We start from the raw sequence: 13,533 nt of genomic DNA on the forward strand, positions 1-13,533 counted from the left end.
CGGGTTCGCTGTCGCGCCGGCGCACGGGTGACGCGGGCGCGACGGTCAGCCGTCGTGATGTAAATTTACTACACGATTGGCCGGATCGCAAGTAATTTTACTACGTAGCGACCCCATCGGCCTCAGTCGCGCGGTTCAGGCGGCGGCAGGTGAATGGTAAAACTGCTGCCCAGGCCCACGCCGGCGCTGTCGACGCTGAGGGTGCCGCCGTGCAGTTCGACGATGCGGCGGGCGATGTACAGGCCCAGTCCCAGGCCGCTGGCATTGGCCTGGGTTTGCAGGGTGAAGGCGCCGAACACGTGCGGCAGGTCGGCCGCATCGATGCCCTGGCCGCTGTCATCGATGCGGATGCGCACGCCGTCGTCGAGACGGCTGATGACGACGGCGATGGCGCCGCCTTCGGGAGTGAACTTGATGGCGTTGAGGATCAGGTTCCACAGCACCTGCTGCAGGCGGCGCGGATCGCCGTCGATCTCGATGCGGTCGCCGAAGTCGGCCGGCGCCACCGAAAAGGCGATGCGCTTGTCGTGGGCCTTGGTTTCGATGGTCGAGACGGCGTCGCGCACGATGCTGCCCAGCGAGACGGGCACTTTGTCGATCGACATGGTGCCCGTCAGGGTGCGGGCGGCGTCGATCAGGTCTTCCACCATGGCCGCTTCCTGGCGCACGTGCACGCGCATGGCCTGCAGCGCCGTGGTCAGTGCCGGCGGCAGGTCGCGCATGGTTTTAAGCAGCAGGTCGACCCGCAGCGACAGCGCCGACAGGGGCGTGCGCATTTCGTGTGACACGGTGGCCAGGAACAGGTCGCGGGTGCGGCTGACGCGGTTGAGTTCATCGATGGTGTCGCGCTGACGGTCGAGCGAGCCGGCCAGGGTGCGCAGCAGTTCGCGGTAGGTGGCCAGGCGGGCGTCGGTCAAGGGCACGTCGAGCCGCACTTCGCGCCACAGCGCCTGGCCGGACAGCCCCACCTGGCGGGCCAGCAGCTCGCAGGCCATGGGCGAACTGAAGTCGCGCAGGCACCAGCCGAACAGCAGCGCGCCGTAACGCTGGCCGGCGCGCGTCAAGGGCAGGGCGCACACGCGCATGCCATGGAACAGCTCCTCCACATGGGGTGCGCCGGCGGCGATGGCGGCCGCCATGCGCCGCTCGACGGCGCTGCCGGGGCCGTCCTCGGCCCACAACGTCGAGCCGCCCAGAAAGCGCGCCACCGGCGTCGCCAGCAGCGGGCCCAGTTGGCGCGCGCCGGCGATGTCGTAGGCCGACACCGTCAGGCCGCTGGCCTGGCAAAACTGCAGCAGGGGCAGGTCCCATTCGTGCCAGTCGATGCCGCCGGCGTGGGACAGCGCGATGTGGATCACGAAGTCGATTCGGTGGGCAGGTCGACCGAGGCGGGCAGCGCATCGCCGTGGGCGACGGCCACTTCGATGGCCGGGCTCTGGCGCGTCGGCGAGCGTGACAGCAGGCTCGAATAGGCGGAAAACGGCAGTTGCGGCACGGCGTTGGCGCGCGCCGACGGCGAGCCGTCCTCGTCGAGCAGGGCCAGGCCCCCTTCGGCGATCACGTATTCGCGGGTGATCTGCAGGTTGCGGCTGCCGCGCACCTTGGGGATGGCGATGGCGCGGCGCAGCATGGTGGAGATTTCGACGTAATTGAGCAGGATGATGTTGTCGACCAGGTGCGAGCCCTTGAGTTCTTCGCTGATCTGCGACAGCCCCAGCAGCTCCGGGCTTTCGTAGTTGAAGAACACCGTCGCCAGGCGATTCTTGAAATACGTGGCCAGCGCGTACAGGTAGTCGGCCACTTCGCTGCGGCTGGCCATCTCGTACACCGCCACTGAATCGAACACGATGCAGTCGATGCTTTCGCGCTCGGCCAGCTTGATCACGCGGTCGAAGTGCACGTCGAGTTCGAGTTCGAGTGGCGACTCGTACAGCACGAACAGCTCGCCCCGTTCGCGCATGCCTTCGAGGTCGAAGCCCAGCGAGGCGGCATTGCGGATCAGCTGGCGCGGATGCTCGTCGAGCGTCACCAGCATGGTCTTGTGGCCGGCCTTGACGGCGGCGGTGAGGAACTGCACCGACAGCACCGTCTTGCCGGTGCCGGAAATGCCGCTCACCATGGTCACCGAGCCTTCGTACAGGCCGCCGTCCATCAGCGCGTCGATGGCGGGCGCGCCGATCGACAGCCGTTTCTCGGACGTGGGCTGGTCGTTGAGCAGCATGGGGCGCGACTGGGCGCGGCGGTACACGTGGATGCCCTGGTGCGCTTCGATGCGCATGGTGTGGCTGCCGCCGATGAAATCCTGGCCGCGCGACTTCGACACCGTCAGGCGGCGCTCGACCCGGCGCTTGTGCTCGGCGCGGGTGAGTTCGATGATGGTGTCGAACACGAAGCGCTCGTGGGCCGGCGCGACCATGGACTCTTCCCGCTCGGCCGTCACCAGCGTGGTCACGCCGAGGCGGTTGAGGCCCTCGATGAGCACGTGGACGTCTTCGCGGAACGGCAGGTCGTGCACTTCGGCGTACAGGCGCATGGGGGTGAGGCCGTCGATCAGCAGGCGCTTGGCGCCCATGCCGCGCAAGGTGTCGGCGAAGGCGCCGTCGGCGTTGCGAAATTCCGACAGCAGCACGGCCGGACTGGTCTGGATGATCTTGATGCGGCCGGCGTCGATCTGCGCCTGCAGATCCCAGTCGAAGCCGGCGGCGTCGCGCAGCAGCTTGGCGGCGTCGAGCTCGAACGAGACGATCACCCCCGGTTCGTCGTACAGGGCGGCGCCGGCGTAGATGAAGCCCAGGCCCAGCGTGGTCTTGCCGGTGCCGGGGGCGCCTTCGACGATCAGGTTGTTGTGGCGCGGGATGCCGCCCAGCAGAATTTCATCGAGTCCGGCGATGCCCGTTTTAACCAGCGTGTCCACGTCGTGCCTTGTGCAGTAAAGATGCGATATCGATCGAGAGCCCAACGAGAAGTCGGGACAACAGGCGACAGTCTATCAGCGTCTGCCTGCGTGCTCGATGGCGAGGCCGTAAATGCACCCGATCATGGCACATGTGTAATGTGGCGCGTTCACTGTTGTTTACGGCAGGTAGGCCGGTGCCGGCAGGCCCGGCACCTCGACCCGCAAGGCCAGCAGGCAGCCCGACAGGGGGTAGCGCGCGCGCTCGGCGGCCGGGCGCCTGGCGCCGGCGCTGGTGATGTACAGGGTGCGCAGGTCGGCGCCGCCGAAGGCCATCATGGTGGGGCAGCGCACGGGCAGCTTCACTTCGCGCAGCAGCTCGCCCTCGCTGCTAAAGCGCAGCAGGCGGGCGCCCTCGAACATGGCGCTCCAGTAGGCCCCTTCGCTGTCGACGGCGGCGCCATCGGGGCGCCCGCCGTAGTCGGCGGCGCTCTTGTCGCTGGCAAAGCGCTGGAACGGCACGGCCGCGCCCAGTTCGCCCGTGGCCGGATCGTAGGGATAGCGGTCGATGCGGTGGCTGGGGGTGTCGGCGTGGTACATCCAGCGCTGGTCGGTGCTGAAGGCCAGGCCGTTCGAGGTCGTCATGCCGCCGTCCCATGCGGTGCGCACGGCGCCCCGCTCGAGCACGTACATGGCCGCCTTCTGCGCATCTTTCGGCTCGTACAGCGTGCCCACCCAGAAGCGCCCGGCCGGATCGACGCGACCGTCGTTGAAACGGGCGGTGGCGGTGTCGTAGGGCGCCACGGCGATCGGCGTAAACACCCCGCTGACGGGGTTGAAGCGGGCAAAGCCGTCGCGCAGCGCCACCACCAGCGCGCCGTCCAGGCACAGGCCCAGCGCCGACGGCTCGGTGGGCGCCGTCCAGCTGCTGTGGGCGCCGCTGTCGGGATGCAGGCGGTGGATGGCGAAGCCGTCGATGTCGACCCAGTACAGGCAGTTTTCGGCGGCGTGCCAGAGCGGCGACTCGCCCACCGTCATGGGGGTGGCGAAGGCCACCTGCAGGCCTGGCTCGATGTCGGCAGCGCTCATACGGCCTCCCGCGCCTTGGCGATGAGGCCATTGGTCGAGCTGTCGTGCAGGTCGGGACGGGCCGCCGTGGTCAGCTCCGCTTCGATGTTTTTGGCCAGCGCCTTGCCCAGTTCGACGCCCCACTGGTCGAAGCTGTTGACGTCCCACAGCACGCCCTGCACGAAGGTTTTTTGCTCGTACAGCGCCACCAGCGCGCCCAGCGAGTGGGGCGTCAGGTATTCCATCAGGATGGTGTTGGACGGGCGGTTGCCGGTGAAGGTCTTGTGCGGCGTGAGGCGTTCGATGTCGGCCGCTGCCAGGCCCTCGGCGGCCAGGTCGCGGCGCACCTCGTCGGCGGTTTTGCCGCGCATGAACGCTTCGGACTGGGCGAAGCAGTTCGCCAGCAGGGCGGCGTGGTGGCGCTGCAGTTCGTGGCCGGGACGCAGGGCGGCGATGAAATCGATGGGGGTGACGTCGGTGCCCTGGTGCAGCATCTGGAAGTAGGCATGCTGGCCGTTGGTGCCGCATTCGCCCCACACGGCCGGGCAGGTGGGGTAGTCGACGGCAGCGCCGTCGCGGGTGACGCGCTTGCCGTTGCTTTCCATCTCGAGCTGCTGCAGGTAGGCGGGAAAGCGCGACAGGTCCTGGTGGTAGGGCGCGATCGAGACCGAGGCGCAGCCGAGGAACTGGCGGTTCCAGAAGCCGACCAGGGCCAGCAGCACCGGCATGTTGGCGGCCAGCGGCGCGCTCTGGAAGTGCTGGTCCATGGCGTGCGCGCCGGCGAGGAAATCCTGGAAGTAGCCGAAGCCGACCGCCAGCGCGATCGGCAGACCGATCGCCGACCACACTGAATAGCGCCCGCCCACCCAGTCCCAGAACGGGAACATATTGGCCGGGTCGATGCCGAAGGCCTTGATCGCCTCCAGGTTGGTCGAGACGGCCACGAAGTGGCGCGCCAGGGCCGACTCGGGCGCCAGCGCGGTGAACCAGCGGCGCGCCGTCTGCGCGTTGAGCATGGTTTCGCTGGTGGTGAAGGTCTTGGAGGCGACGATGAACAGGGTGGTCTCGGGGTCGACGGCGGCGAGGGTGGCGTCGAGGTCGTGGCCGTCGACGTTCGACACGAAATGCAGGCGCAGGCGGGGGTGCGAGTACTGGCGCAGGGCCAGGCAGACCATTTTCGGGCCCAGGTCTGAGCCGCCGATGCCGATGTTGACGATGTCGGTGATGAGCTTGCCCGTGTGGCCCAGCCAGGCGCCGCTGCGCACGGCGTCGGTGAAGCCGCGCACGCGCGCCAGCACCGCCTGCACGTCGGCGCCGACGTCCTGGCCGTCGACCATCAGGGTGGCGGCGTCGGCCGGCGCGCGCAGGGCTGTGTGCAGCACGGCGCGCTGCTCGGTGTTGTTGATTTTTTCGCCGGCGAACATGGCGTCGCGGCGCGCCTCGACGCCGCGCTCGCGCGCCAGTTCGAGCAGCAGTGCAAGGGTGCGCCCGTCCAGGCGGTTTTTTGAATAGTCCAGGAACAGGCCGGCGGCGTCGACCGACATGGCGGCGAAGCGACCGGCGTCACCGGCGAACAGTTCACGCATCTGCCAGCGGGCGGCGTCGGGAGCGAGTTTGCTGAGGGCTTGAAAACTGGCGGTACTGCGCAGGGAAGGCTGGGACATGGCGGTGGCTGGCGTAAGGTTGGTCGCGACGGCGACATAGAAGTACATGAACGGCGCGGGCGGCCGCACGAATGGCAGCTTTGGCGCCGTGGCGCTACACTGCATTGTTGCTTGAATTGTACCTGAAAGGGCGGTAAATTCACTACGTGATGTTTTCAAAAACCCGCATTGCATCGCCTGCATGTTGCCGTTCAGCCTAGTAATTACCGGCATTGATACCGCAAAATGCGCAGGCCTGGCCATTTGTAGTAAAATTTCATAAATCAAACACAAAAGGAAATCACCATGGCGCTCCACCCCGTTCTCCAGACGGTGACCGACCGGATTATCGCGCGCAGCGGCGCTTCGCGCGCCGCTTACCTGGCCCACCTCGACGCCGCGCGCGTGCAGGGCGTGCAGCGCAGCACCCTGGCCTGCACCAACCTGGCCCATGGTTTTGCCGCCTTTCCCGCCAACGACAAGCTCAAACTCAAGCAGGTGCAGAAGCCGTCGATCGCCATCATCTCGGCCTACAACGACATGCTGTCGGCGCACCAGCCGTTCGAGCGCTTCCCGGCGATCATCAAGGCCGCCGTGCGCGAAGTCGACGCGGTGGCGCAGTTCGCCGGCGCCACCCCCGCCATGTGCGACGGCGTCACCCAGGGCCAGCCGGGCATGGAGCTGTCGTTGTTTTCGCGCGACGCCATCGCCATGAGCACGGCCATCGCGCTGTCGCACAATATGTTCGACGCCGGCCTGTACCTGGGCGTGTGCGACAAGATCGTCCCCGGCCTGCTGATCGGCGCGCTGCATTTCGGCCACCTGCCGGCCGTGTTCGTGCCGGCCGGTCCCATGACGAGCGGCCTGTCGAACAAGGAAAAGGCGGCGATTCGCCAGCGCTACGCCAAGGGCGAGGCGAGCCGCGAGGAACTGCTCGAGGGCGAGTCGGCCTCGTACCACAGCGCCGGCACCTGCACCTTCTACGGCACCGCCAACAGCAACCAGATCCTGATGGAGTTCATGGGCCTGCACTTGCCCGGCTCGTCCTTCATCAATCCGGACGCGCCCCTGCGCGACGCGCTCACCCGCGCCAGCGCCCGCCGCGCCGTCGCCCTGACCCAGCAGGGTGGCACCTACACGCCGGTCGGCCAGATGATCGACGAAAAAGCCATCGTCAACGCCATCGTCGGCCTGCTCACCACGGGCGGCTCGACCAACCACACGCTGCACCTGGTGGCCATCGCCAAGGCGGCCGGCATCGTCATCGACTGGGACGATTTCAACGAACTGTCGAGCGTGGTGCCGCTGCTGGCGCGCATCTATCCGAACGGCGACGCCGACGTCAACCATTTCAATGCCGCCGGCGGCCCCGGCTTCCTGATCCGCGAACTGCTCGACGTCGGCCTGTTGCACGACGACGTCACCACCATCCTGGGACGGGGCCTGCGCCAGCACTGCAGCGAACCCTTCCTCGACGGTGACGAGGCGGTGTGGAAGGCGGCCACCGCCGTCAGCGGCGACGACGCCGTGCTGCGGCCGGCATCGGCGCCGTTCTCCGTCGACGGCGGCCTGATCCTGGTCAAGGGCAACCTGGGCCGCGCGGTGATGAAAATCTCCGCCGTCAAGGAAGCCCACCGCATCGTCGAGGCGCCGGCGCTCACTTTCAACTCGCAGGAAGAATTCATGCACGCCTACCAGGCCGGCCACCTGGACCGCGATTTCGTCGCCGTGCTGCGCTTCCAGGGGCCGCGCGCCAACGGCATGCCGGAACTGCACGCGCTCACGCCGGCGCTGGCGAACCTGCAGGACGCCGGCCGCCGCGTGGCGCTGGTGACCGACGGGCGCATGTCGGGCGCGTCCGGCAAGGTGCCGGCGGCGATCCACGTGTCGCCGGAAATCCTGGCGGGCGGCCCGCTGGGACTGGTGCGCGACGGCGACATCATCCGCCTCGACGCCACCACCGGCAGCTTGCAGGCGCTGGTGCCCGACGCCGTCTGGCGCGCGCGCGCCATGACCAGCACCGACCTGTCGTCGTCGCACATCGGCATGGGGCGCGAACTGTTCGCCATGTTCAGGAACAGCGTCAGCGCGGCCGAGCAGGGCGCCACCACGTTTGGCCTGCCGTCCCCGGTGCCGACCACGGTACAGCTGCACGAGGGCACCGACGTCGGCGAGATCATGCCCGGCTCCGACGAAGACACCCTGTTCAAGACCGCGCACATCGCGCCCCAGTAACTTTCAAGGAAAGAACCTGCCATGAATGCATCCACCGTCAACGCCTCGAGCAGCCTGCTCGAGATCATGCGCAGCGCGCGCGTCATTCCCGTGATCGCCATCGACGATCCCGAACACGCCGTGCCGCTGGCGCGCGCGCTCGTCGCCGGCGGCATCCGCGTGCTGGAAGTGACGCTGCGCACGGCGCACGGGCTGGCGGCGATTCGCGCCATGAGCGCCGTCGAAGGCGCCATCGTCGGCGTCGGCACGCTGACCCAGCCCGACGAATTTGCCGCCGCGCGCGACGCCGGCGCGGTGTTCGGCGTCTCGCCCGGCCTGACGGCGGCGCTGATCGAGGCGGCCCGCAAGAGCGGCCTGCCGCTGCTGCCTGGCGTGATGACGCCGTCCGAAGTGCTGGCCGCGCGCGAAGCGGGCTTCAAGCAATTAAAACTGTTCCCGGCGGTGCCGGCGGGCGGTGTCGGCATGCTCAACGCCATCGCCGGTCCCATCCCCGACATCACTTTCTGCCCCACCGGCGGCATTTCGATCGAGACGGCGCCGGCCTTCCTGGCCTGCAAGAACGTTGCCTGCGTGGGCGGCTCGTGGCTCACGCCCAAGGATGCGCTGGCCGCCGGCGACTGGGCCCGCATCACGGAACTGGCGCGCGCCGCCGCCGCGCTGGGCACGCGCTGAGCCGGTGGCCAGGCGCGGCCTGACGGCCGGCGAAGTGGCGCTGGCGCGGCCGCTGTTCGGCGCCGCCGTCGATTATGCAAAAGTGCGCATCATCGGCCGCCGCTACCTGCCGTTCCAGCCGAAGCACTGTGCCATGACGCCCAACGGCAGCATGTATTTTCACCGCTCGTGCTGGCGCGACGATTTTTCGGCGGCCAGCATCGGCGAGCAGCGCTGGTTCATCCACGAGATGACCCACGTCTGGCAGCACCAGCTTGGCTACCCGGTGCGCCTGCGCGGCGCGCTGCGCATCGGCCTCGATTATCACTACCGCCTGCGCTCAGGCGCACGCTTGGCCGACTTCAACATGGAGGCCCAGGGCGACCTGCTGGCCGATTATTTTGTGCTGCGCCTGTTGCAGCGCCCCGACGCCATGCGCTGGCCCGAGCACGCCGGCCAGGGCCCCTTGTTCGACGCCGTGCTGGCCCCGTTCCTGGCGCAGCCGGGACTGCGCGAGCATTTGCCGGGGCGGGCCGGGCCGCGGCGCGGCGTAAAGTTGCGTTCGGTCAACTAGTGACGGCGCCGCTGCACGTAGGCTAGGCGTTTTGCTTCCTCGCCACCGGCCCGTCATCATGATCTTCCGAGTTTGCGCGCGCGCCCTTTGCAAGTTGGCCAAACTGGCTGTCGGAATCGGCCTGGCCGCGGCGCAGGCGGCGCCGGCGCCCCTGCCGCGCACTGGCGAGGCCGACGTGCGCGAGGGCGGCGGCGGGGTGCCCTGTTTTACCATCGCCGAGCGCGACGAGCGCCGCGACGGCGCGCCCAGCTTCCAGGCCATCAGCGTCGTCGACGTCGCGCGCAAGCCGCGCACGACCATGTGGGCGATGGCGATGCCGGCTGACCGTACCTTCCCGTTGATGTTTTCCATGTGCATCCCCTACGCGGGGCGGGTGGCTGCGCTGCCGCAGGAAGAGGCCGAAGCGCTCGCGCCCGACACCGTCTACGAAGTGGCGATCGCGGTGCGTGGCGGCAGCGGCAAGCTGCCGGCGGCCTACGTGAGGCGGTTTTGCCTGGCGCGCCAGGCCGATGGCACGCGCGCCGTCAGGCTGCTGGGCGCGGCGGCGACGGCGTGCGCCGGCGCCGCGCCGCGGGCGCTCAAAAAGCCAGGTCAGCGGTCGTAGGTGTGGGCTGCCGTGGCGCCATGGGCGGCTTTGCGTCGGGCTCGGGGGCCAGCCGCACCTTGTGCAGCGCCTCCCACTTGGCGATGCTGTAGAGCTTCCACAAGGTGGCCTTGTCGATGCGCGCCAGTGCGATCGGGCGCTTGCACATGGCCGCGATGATGGGCGAAGCTTCGATCGCCGCTTCCATGGCGGGCCGCATGGCGCCGATCCAGGTCGCCACCGGCGCCTCGAAGCCGAGCTTGTTGGTGCGCCACAGGATCGCGGCAGGCGCCAGGCCGTGCATGGCCGTGCGCAGGATATGTTTGGTCCAGCCCTGGTGGATTTTCAGGCTGCCGTCGATGCCATAGCAGGTTTCCACCAGCCGGTAGTCGAGGAAGGGCAGGCGCGCCTCGATCGAGTGGTGCATCGAATTGCGGTCTTCGTAGCGCAGCAGGTGGGGCAACTGAAACGATTCGATTTCCAGTTTCTGCATGTGGCGCACGTCCGATGTGGCGGCGGCCAGCAGGCGGATGTTGGGGAAGGCCGCCAGGTACTGGTCCTTGATGAAGCCGTAGCGGCGGCGCAGCGCGCCGATGCGCACCCAGGCGAAGGAAAAATAGGCCAGGCGCGCGGCCAGGTTGGCCAGGCCCAGGCTGGCGTGGCGGTGAATCGACCATAGTTCGCGCAGCGCGGCCAGCCGTCCCAGCGACTGCAGGTGCGCTGAATAATAGCGCTCGTAGCCCAGCATGATTTCGTCGCCGCCCTGGCCGTCGAGCATCACCTTGCAGCCGATTTCGCGCGCCTTCTTGAACACGAAAAACTGCATGACGATCGAGGGCGCGGCGAACGGCTCTTCCTGGCACCAGGCGACGTCGTCGACGGCGTTGACGAAGTCGGCCACGGTGGGCTCGATGATGGACAGGTCGATGCCGCAGCTGTCGGCCAGTTCGCGGGCGAAGCCGCTCTCGTCGATGCCTTGTTCGCTGGTGCGCGCATGCACCGCCTGGAAGCGGCCGCCGCCACCGGCGCGATAGGCGCGCGAGGACAGGCTGGCGATGCTCGAGCTGTCGAGGCCGCCGGACAGGCAGGTGCCCACCTTGACGTCCGAGCGCAGGCGGTAGCGGATCGACGCCTTCAAATCCTGCAGCAGGCGCGCCGCGGCCGCGCGCGCGCCCATGCGCGGCAACTCCTGGCGCACGGGCAGGGTATACCAGCGCGCGAGCGACCAGCGCGGCGCGTCCGCGTCCGCCCCGTCGAGCCGGTACACCAGGTTGTGGCCCGCCTTGAGCGCATGGACGCCTTCGAAGAAGGTGGCGCTGGTGTGGTCATGCAGGCCTTCGACAAGAAAATCGCGCACCACCGCCATATTGGCCAGCGCCGCGCCACCGGCGCCGCGCAGCACCTGCTTGATCTCGGAGCCGAACACGAAACGCTCGGGGTGATCGGCATAGTAGAAGGGCTTGACGCCGAAGCGGTCGCGCGAGCAGAAGATCAACTGGCGCGCAACGTCATGAATGGCGAACGCCCACATGCCGTTGAAATGCTCGACGCAGTCGACGCCCCATTTGTCGTAGGCGGCGAGGATCACTTCGGTGTCGGAGTCGGAGTCGAAGCGATAGCCCCAACGCGCCAACTGGGCCTTGAGTTCGATGAAGTTATACACCTCGCCGTTGTAGGTGATGACGTAGCGGTCGAGGTAGCCCATCGGCTGGTGCCCGGCCGCCGAGACATCCAGGATCGCCAGGCGCCGGTGGCCGAAGGCGAAGCCGGCGCCAAAATAAAATCCCTCGCCGTCCGGGCCGCGGTGCGCCACCAGGTCGGTGATGGCGCCGATGGCGCCGGGCTCGACCGCCGAGCCGTCCTTGTTGATGATGCCGCTGATTCCACACATGATCACCGCCCGTGCTTGCATGGCGAAATCGCCTGCGCCATGGTACGGCGCTGCGCCGGCGCCGACCTTGGGGGAGATCAACGGATGGGCGCGCCGTGGTGGGCCACGGCGCGCCAAATGTGGTATAGGGCAACTATATTTTGCATTTGACGGTGCCCCGCATTGCGGTGTCAGGGGGGATCAATTAGACTTAAATGTCGTTAAAATACGCGCAAATAACATTAATTTAACGATAACTTTCCTTTACTAGTCAATAAGTGCTAGCCCATTCCGCTTTGATTGTTGACGATGAATCTGAAAATCAAGATCCCCCTGGCGTTTGCCGCCATCTCGCTGCTGATGGCCGCCTTTGGCCTGTTTGGCATCTACCGCTTGAGCCAGGCCATCGAGATCTACGACGTCGCGGTGCGGGTCGATGTCGCCAACGAGCAGGCCACCGGCGCCTTGCTGGCCGAATTCCGCCTGCAGGTGCAGGAGTGGAAGAACACTTTATTGCGCGGCAAGGACATCGAGCAGCGCGCCCGCTATTGGGCGGCGTTTCAGAAGAACGAGGCCGGCGTTGCCGGCCGCGCCGCCGCGCTGCGCGCAGCCCTGCCTGAAGGCGAAGGCCGCGAGCTCATTGCCCGCTTCGCCGACGCGCACGCGAAGATGGGGCGCGATTATCGCCAGGGCTTCGAGGCCTATGTCGGCAGCGACGGCGACATGGCCGTGGGCGACACCGCCGTCAAGGGACGTGACCGGGCGCCGGCCGAACTGCTCGACCAGGCCGCCAGGAAAATCAGCGCGCAGACCGCCGCGGCACTGCAAGCGGCCAACGACGCCAGCAAGCGCGCCACCATGCTCAGCGTGGCCATGCTGGTCGTCGGCGCGCTGGGCGCCATCGTCGCCGGCGTGCTGATGGCGCGCACCATCGTGCGGCCCATCGAGCGCGCCGTCGCGGCTGCCCAGCGAGTGGCGGCGGGCGATCTGCGCCACGACATCGAGGGCGGCGCCAGTGACGAGACGGGGCTGCTGCTGGCGGCCATGCAGCAGATGACGGTGGGCTTGCGCGGCCTGGTCAATCAGGTGCACGGGGGCGCCGACAGCATCGCCGGGGCGGCCGGCGAAATCGCCAGCGGCAACCTGGACCTGTCGCGCCGCACCGAGCAGCAGGCGGCCGCGCTGGAAGAAACGGCATCGTCGATGGAGCAGATGATGGCCACCGTCAAGCAGAACGCCGACAGCACCCGCCAGGCCAACCACTTGGCGGCGTCAGCCTCGCAGCTTGCCGTCACCGGCGGCGCCGTCGTCGCCGAAGTGGTCGACACCATGGATGCGATCAGCGAATCGGCCAACAAGATCGTCGATATCATCGGCGTCATCGATGGCATCGCCTTCCAGACCAATATCCTGGCGCTTAACGCGGCGGTGGAGGCGGCCCGCGCCGGCGAGCAAGGGCGCGGCTTCGCCGTGGTGGCGTCCGAGGTACGCAACCTGGCGCAACGTTCGGCGGCGGCGGCCAAGGACATCAAGCAGCTGATCAACGATTCGGTGGCCAAGGTCGATGCGGGCGGTGCCCTGGTCGGCCGGGCCGGCGCCGGCATGGGCGACATCGTCGACAGCGTGCGCCGCCTGACCGATATCATGGTCCAGATCAGCAGCGCCAGCACCGAGCAGGAAAGCGGCATCGCCCAGGTCAACCTGGCGATCACGCAGATGGACACGACAACCCAGCAAAATGCCGCGCTGGTCGAACAGGCCGCCGCCGCCGCCCAGGCCATGCAGGAGCAGACGGTGGTGCTGACGAAGGTGGCGAACCAGTTTACGACGCTGGAAAGCGCGGCGGCGGCGGCGCGTGTGCCTGCCCGCGCGCCCGCGCGGCCGCTGACCGCGGCGGCGCCCGCTCGGCCGGCGCGCAGCGCCATCGCCGTGCGCCCGGCAGTGTCGCGTGCGGCCCCGCGCGCCGCCGACGAGGAGCAGTGGGAGCAGTTCTAGCACGCTGCCGGACGCAGCGTC

At 68.0% G+C, this 13,533-nt stretch carries 10 protein-coding genes; 5 read left to right on the plus strand and 5 right to left on the minus strand.

What is annotated here, in order from left to right; translation table 11 throughout:
* Positions 1-122 precede the first annotated feature (122 nt).
* The 4 genes from ACP7EY_RS03485 to pgi all read right to left on the minus strand — a co-directional run bounded on the left by ACP7EY_RS03485 (position 123) and on the right by pgi (position 5,625).
* Positions 123-1,358 (minus strand): sensor histidine kinase, encoded by a 1,236-nt coding sequence (locus ACP7EY_RS03485; protein ID WP_426190503.1) that lies wholly within the window; start codon positions 1,356-1,358, stop codon positions 123-125.
* Entirely contained in the window at positions 1,355-2,914 is a 1,560-nt protein-coding gene (locus ACP7EY_RS03490; protein WP_426190505.1) for an ATPase domain-containing protein, read from the minus strand. Before ACP7EY_RS03490 ends, ACP7EY_RS03485 begins: the two co-directional genes overlap by 4 nt.
* A 159-nt stretch (positions 2,915-3,073) precedes the next feature.
* Positions 3,074-3,982 (minus strand): SMP-30/gluconolactonase/LRE family protein, encoded by a 909-nt coding sequence (locus ACP7EY_RS03495; RefSeq protein WP_426190507.1) that lies wholly within the window; start codon positions 3,980-3,982, stop codon positions 3,074-3,076.
* Entirely contained in the window at positions 3,979-5,625 is a 1,647-nt protein-coding gene (gene pgi / locus ACP7EY_RS03500; RefSeq protein ID WP_426190509.1) for a glucose-6-phosphate isomerase, read from the minus strand. The genes ACP7EY_RS03495 and pgi overlap by 4 nt, the downstream gene beginning before the upstream one ends.
* 285 nt (positions 5,626-5,910) lie before the next feature.
* On the opposite strand from pgi, the gene edd reads away from it, so the two are divergent.
* The 4 genes from edd to ACP7EY_RS03520 all read left to right on the plus strand — a co-directional run bounded on the left by edd (position 5,911) and on the right by ACP7EY_RS03520 (position 9,668).
* Complete coding sequence (gene edd / locus ACP7EY_RS03505) at positions 5,911-7,839, plus strand: phosphogluconate dehydratase (protein WP_426190511.1); 1,929 nt, start codon at positions 5,911-5,913, stop codon at positions 7,837-7,839.
* 21 nt (positions 7,840-7,860) lie between these two features.
* Positions 7,861-8,511, plus strand: coding sequence for a bifunctional 4-hydroxy-2-oxoglutarate aldolase/2-dehydro-3-deoxy-phosphogluconate aldolase (gene eda, locus ACP7EY_RS03510; protein WP_426190513.1), 651 nt, complete (start codon positions 7,861-7,863; stop codon positions 8,509-8,511).
* Positions 8,512-8,515: 4 nt separating this feature from the next.
* Entirely contained in the window at positions 8,516-9,064 is a 549-nt protein-coding gene (locus ACP7EY_RS03515; protein ID WP_426190515.1) for a Rhs element Vgr protein, read from the plus strand.
* Between the two features lie 94 nt (positions 9,065-9,158).
* Positions 9,159-9,668 carry a hypothetical protein gene (locus tag ACP7EY_RS03520; RefSeq protein WP_426190517.1) on the plus strand — a complete coding sequence of 170 codons (510 nt, stop codon included), beginning with the start codon at positions 9,159-9,161 and terminating at the stop codon, positions 9,666-9,668.
* On the opposite strand, the gene asnB is transcribed toward ACP7EY_RS03520, so the two are convergent.
* Positions 9,643-11,538, minus strand: a complete 1,896-nt coding sequence (gene asnB / locus ACP7EY_RS03525) for an asparagine synthase (glutamine-hydrolyzing) (protein ID WP_426190519.1) — start codon at positions 11,536-11,538, stop codon at positions 9,643-9,645. The genes ACP7EY_RS03520 and asnB overlap by 26 nt on opposite strands.
* Before the next feature lie 288 nt (positions 11,539-11,826).
* Here asnB and ACP7EY_RS03530 point away from each other — a divergent pair, with 288 nt between their 5' ends.
* Entirely contained in the window at positions 11,827-13,512 is a 1,686-nt protein-coding gene (locus ACP7EY_RS03530; protein ID WP_426190521.1) for a methyl-accepting chemotaxis protein, read from the plus strand.
* Positions 13,513-13,533 lie beyond the last annotated feature (21 nt).

Source organism: Massilia sp. DWR3-1-1, from assembly GCF_049898325.1.
Lineage (GTDB): Bacteria > Pseudomonadota > Gammaproteobacteria > Burkholderiales > Burkholderiaceae_D > JAFCUW01.

Coding starts and splice junctions, on each gene's coding strand:
- ACP7EY_RS03495 (WP_426190507.1), bottom strand. CDS start 3,982: ATGAGCGCTGCCGACATCGAGCCAGGCCTGCAGGTGGCCTTCGCCACC.
- pgi (WP_426190509.1), bottom strand. CDS start 5,625: ATGTCCCAGCCTTCCCTGCGCAGTACCGCCAGTTTTCAAGCCCTCAGC.
- edd (WP_426190511.1), top strand. CDS start 5,911: ATGGCGCTCCACCCCGTTCTCCAGACGGTGACCGACCGGATTATCGCG.
- eda (WP_426190513.1), top strand. CDS start 7,861: ATGAATGCATCCACCGTCAACGCCTCGAGCAGCCTGCTCGAGATCATG.
- asnB (WP_426190519.1), bottom strand. CDS start 11,538: ATGTGTGGAATCAGCGGCATCATCAACAAGGACGGCTCGGCGGTCGAG.
- ACP7EY_RS03530 (WP_426190521.1), top strand. CDS start 11,827: ATGAATCTGAAAATCAAGATCCCCCTGGCGTTTGCCGCCATCTCGCTG.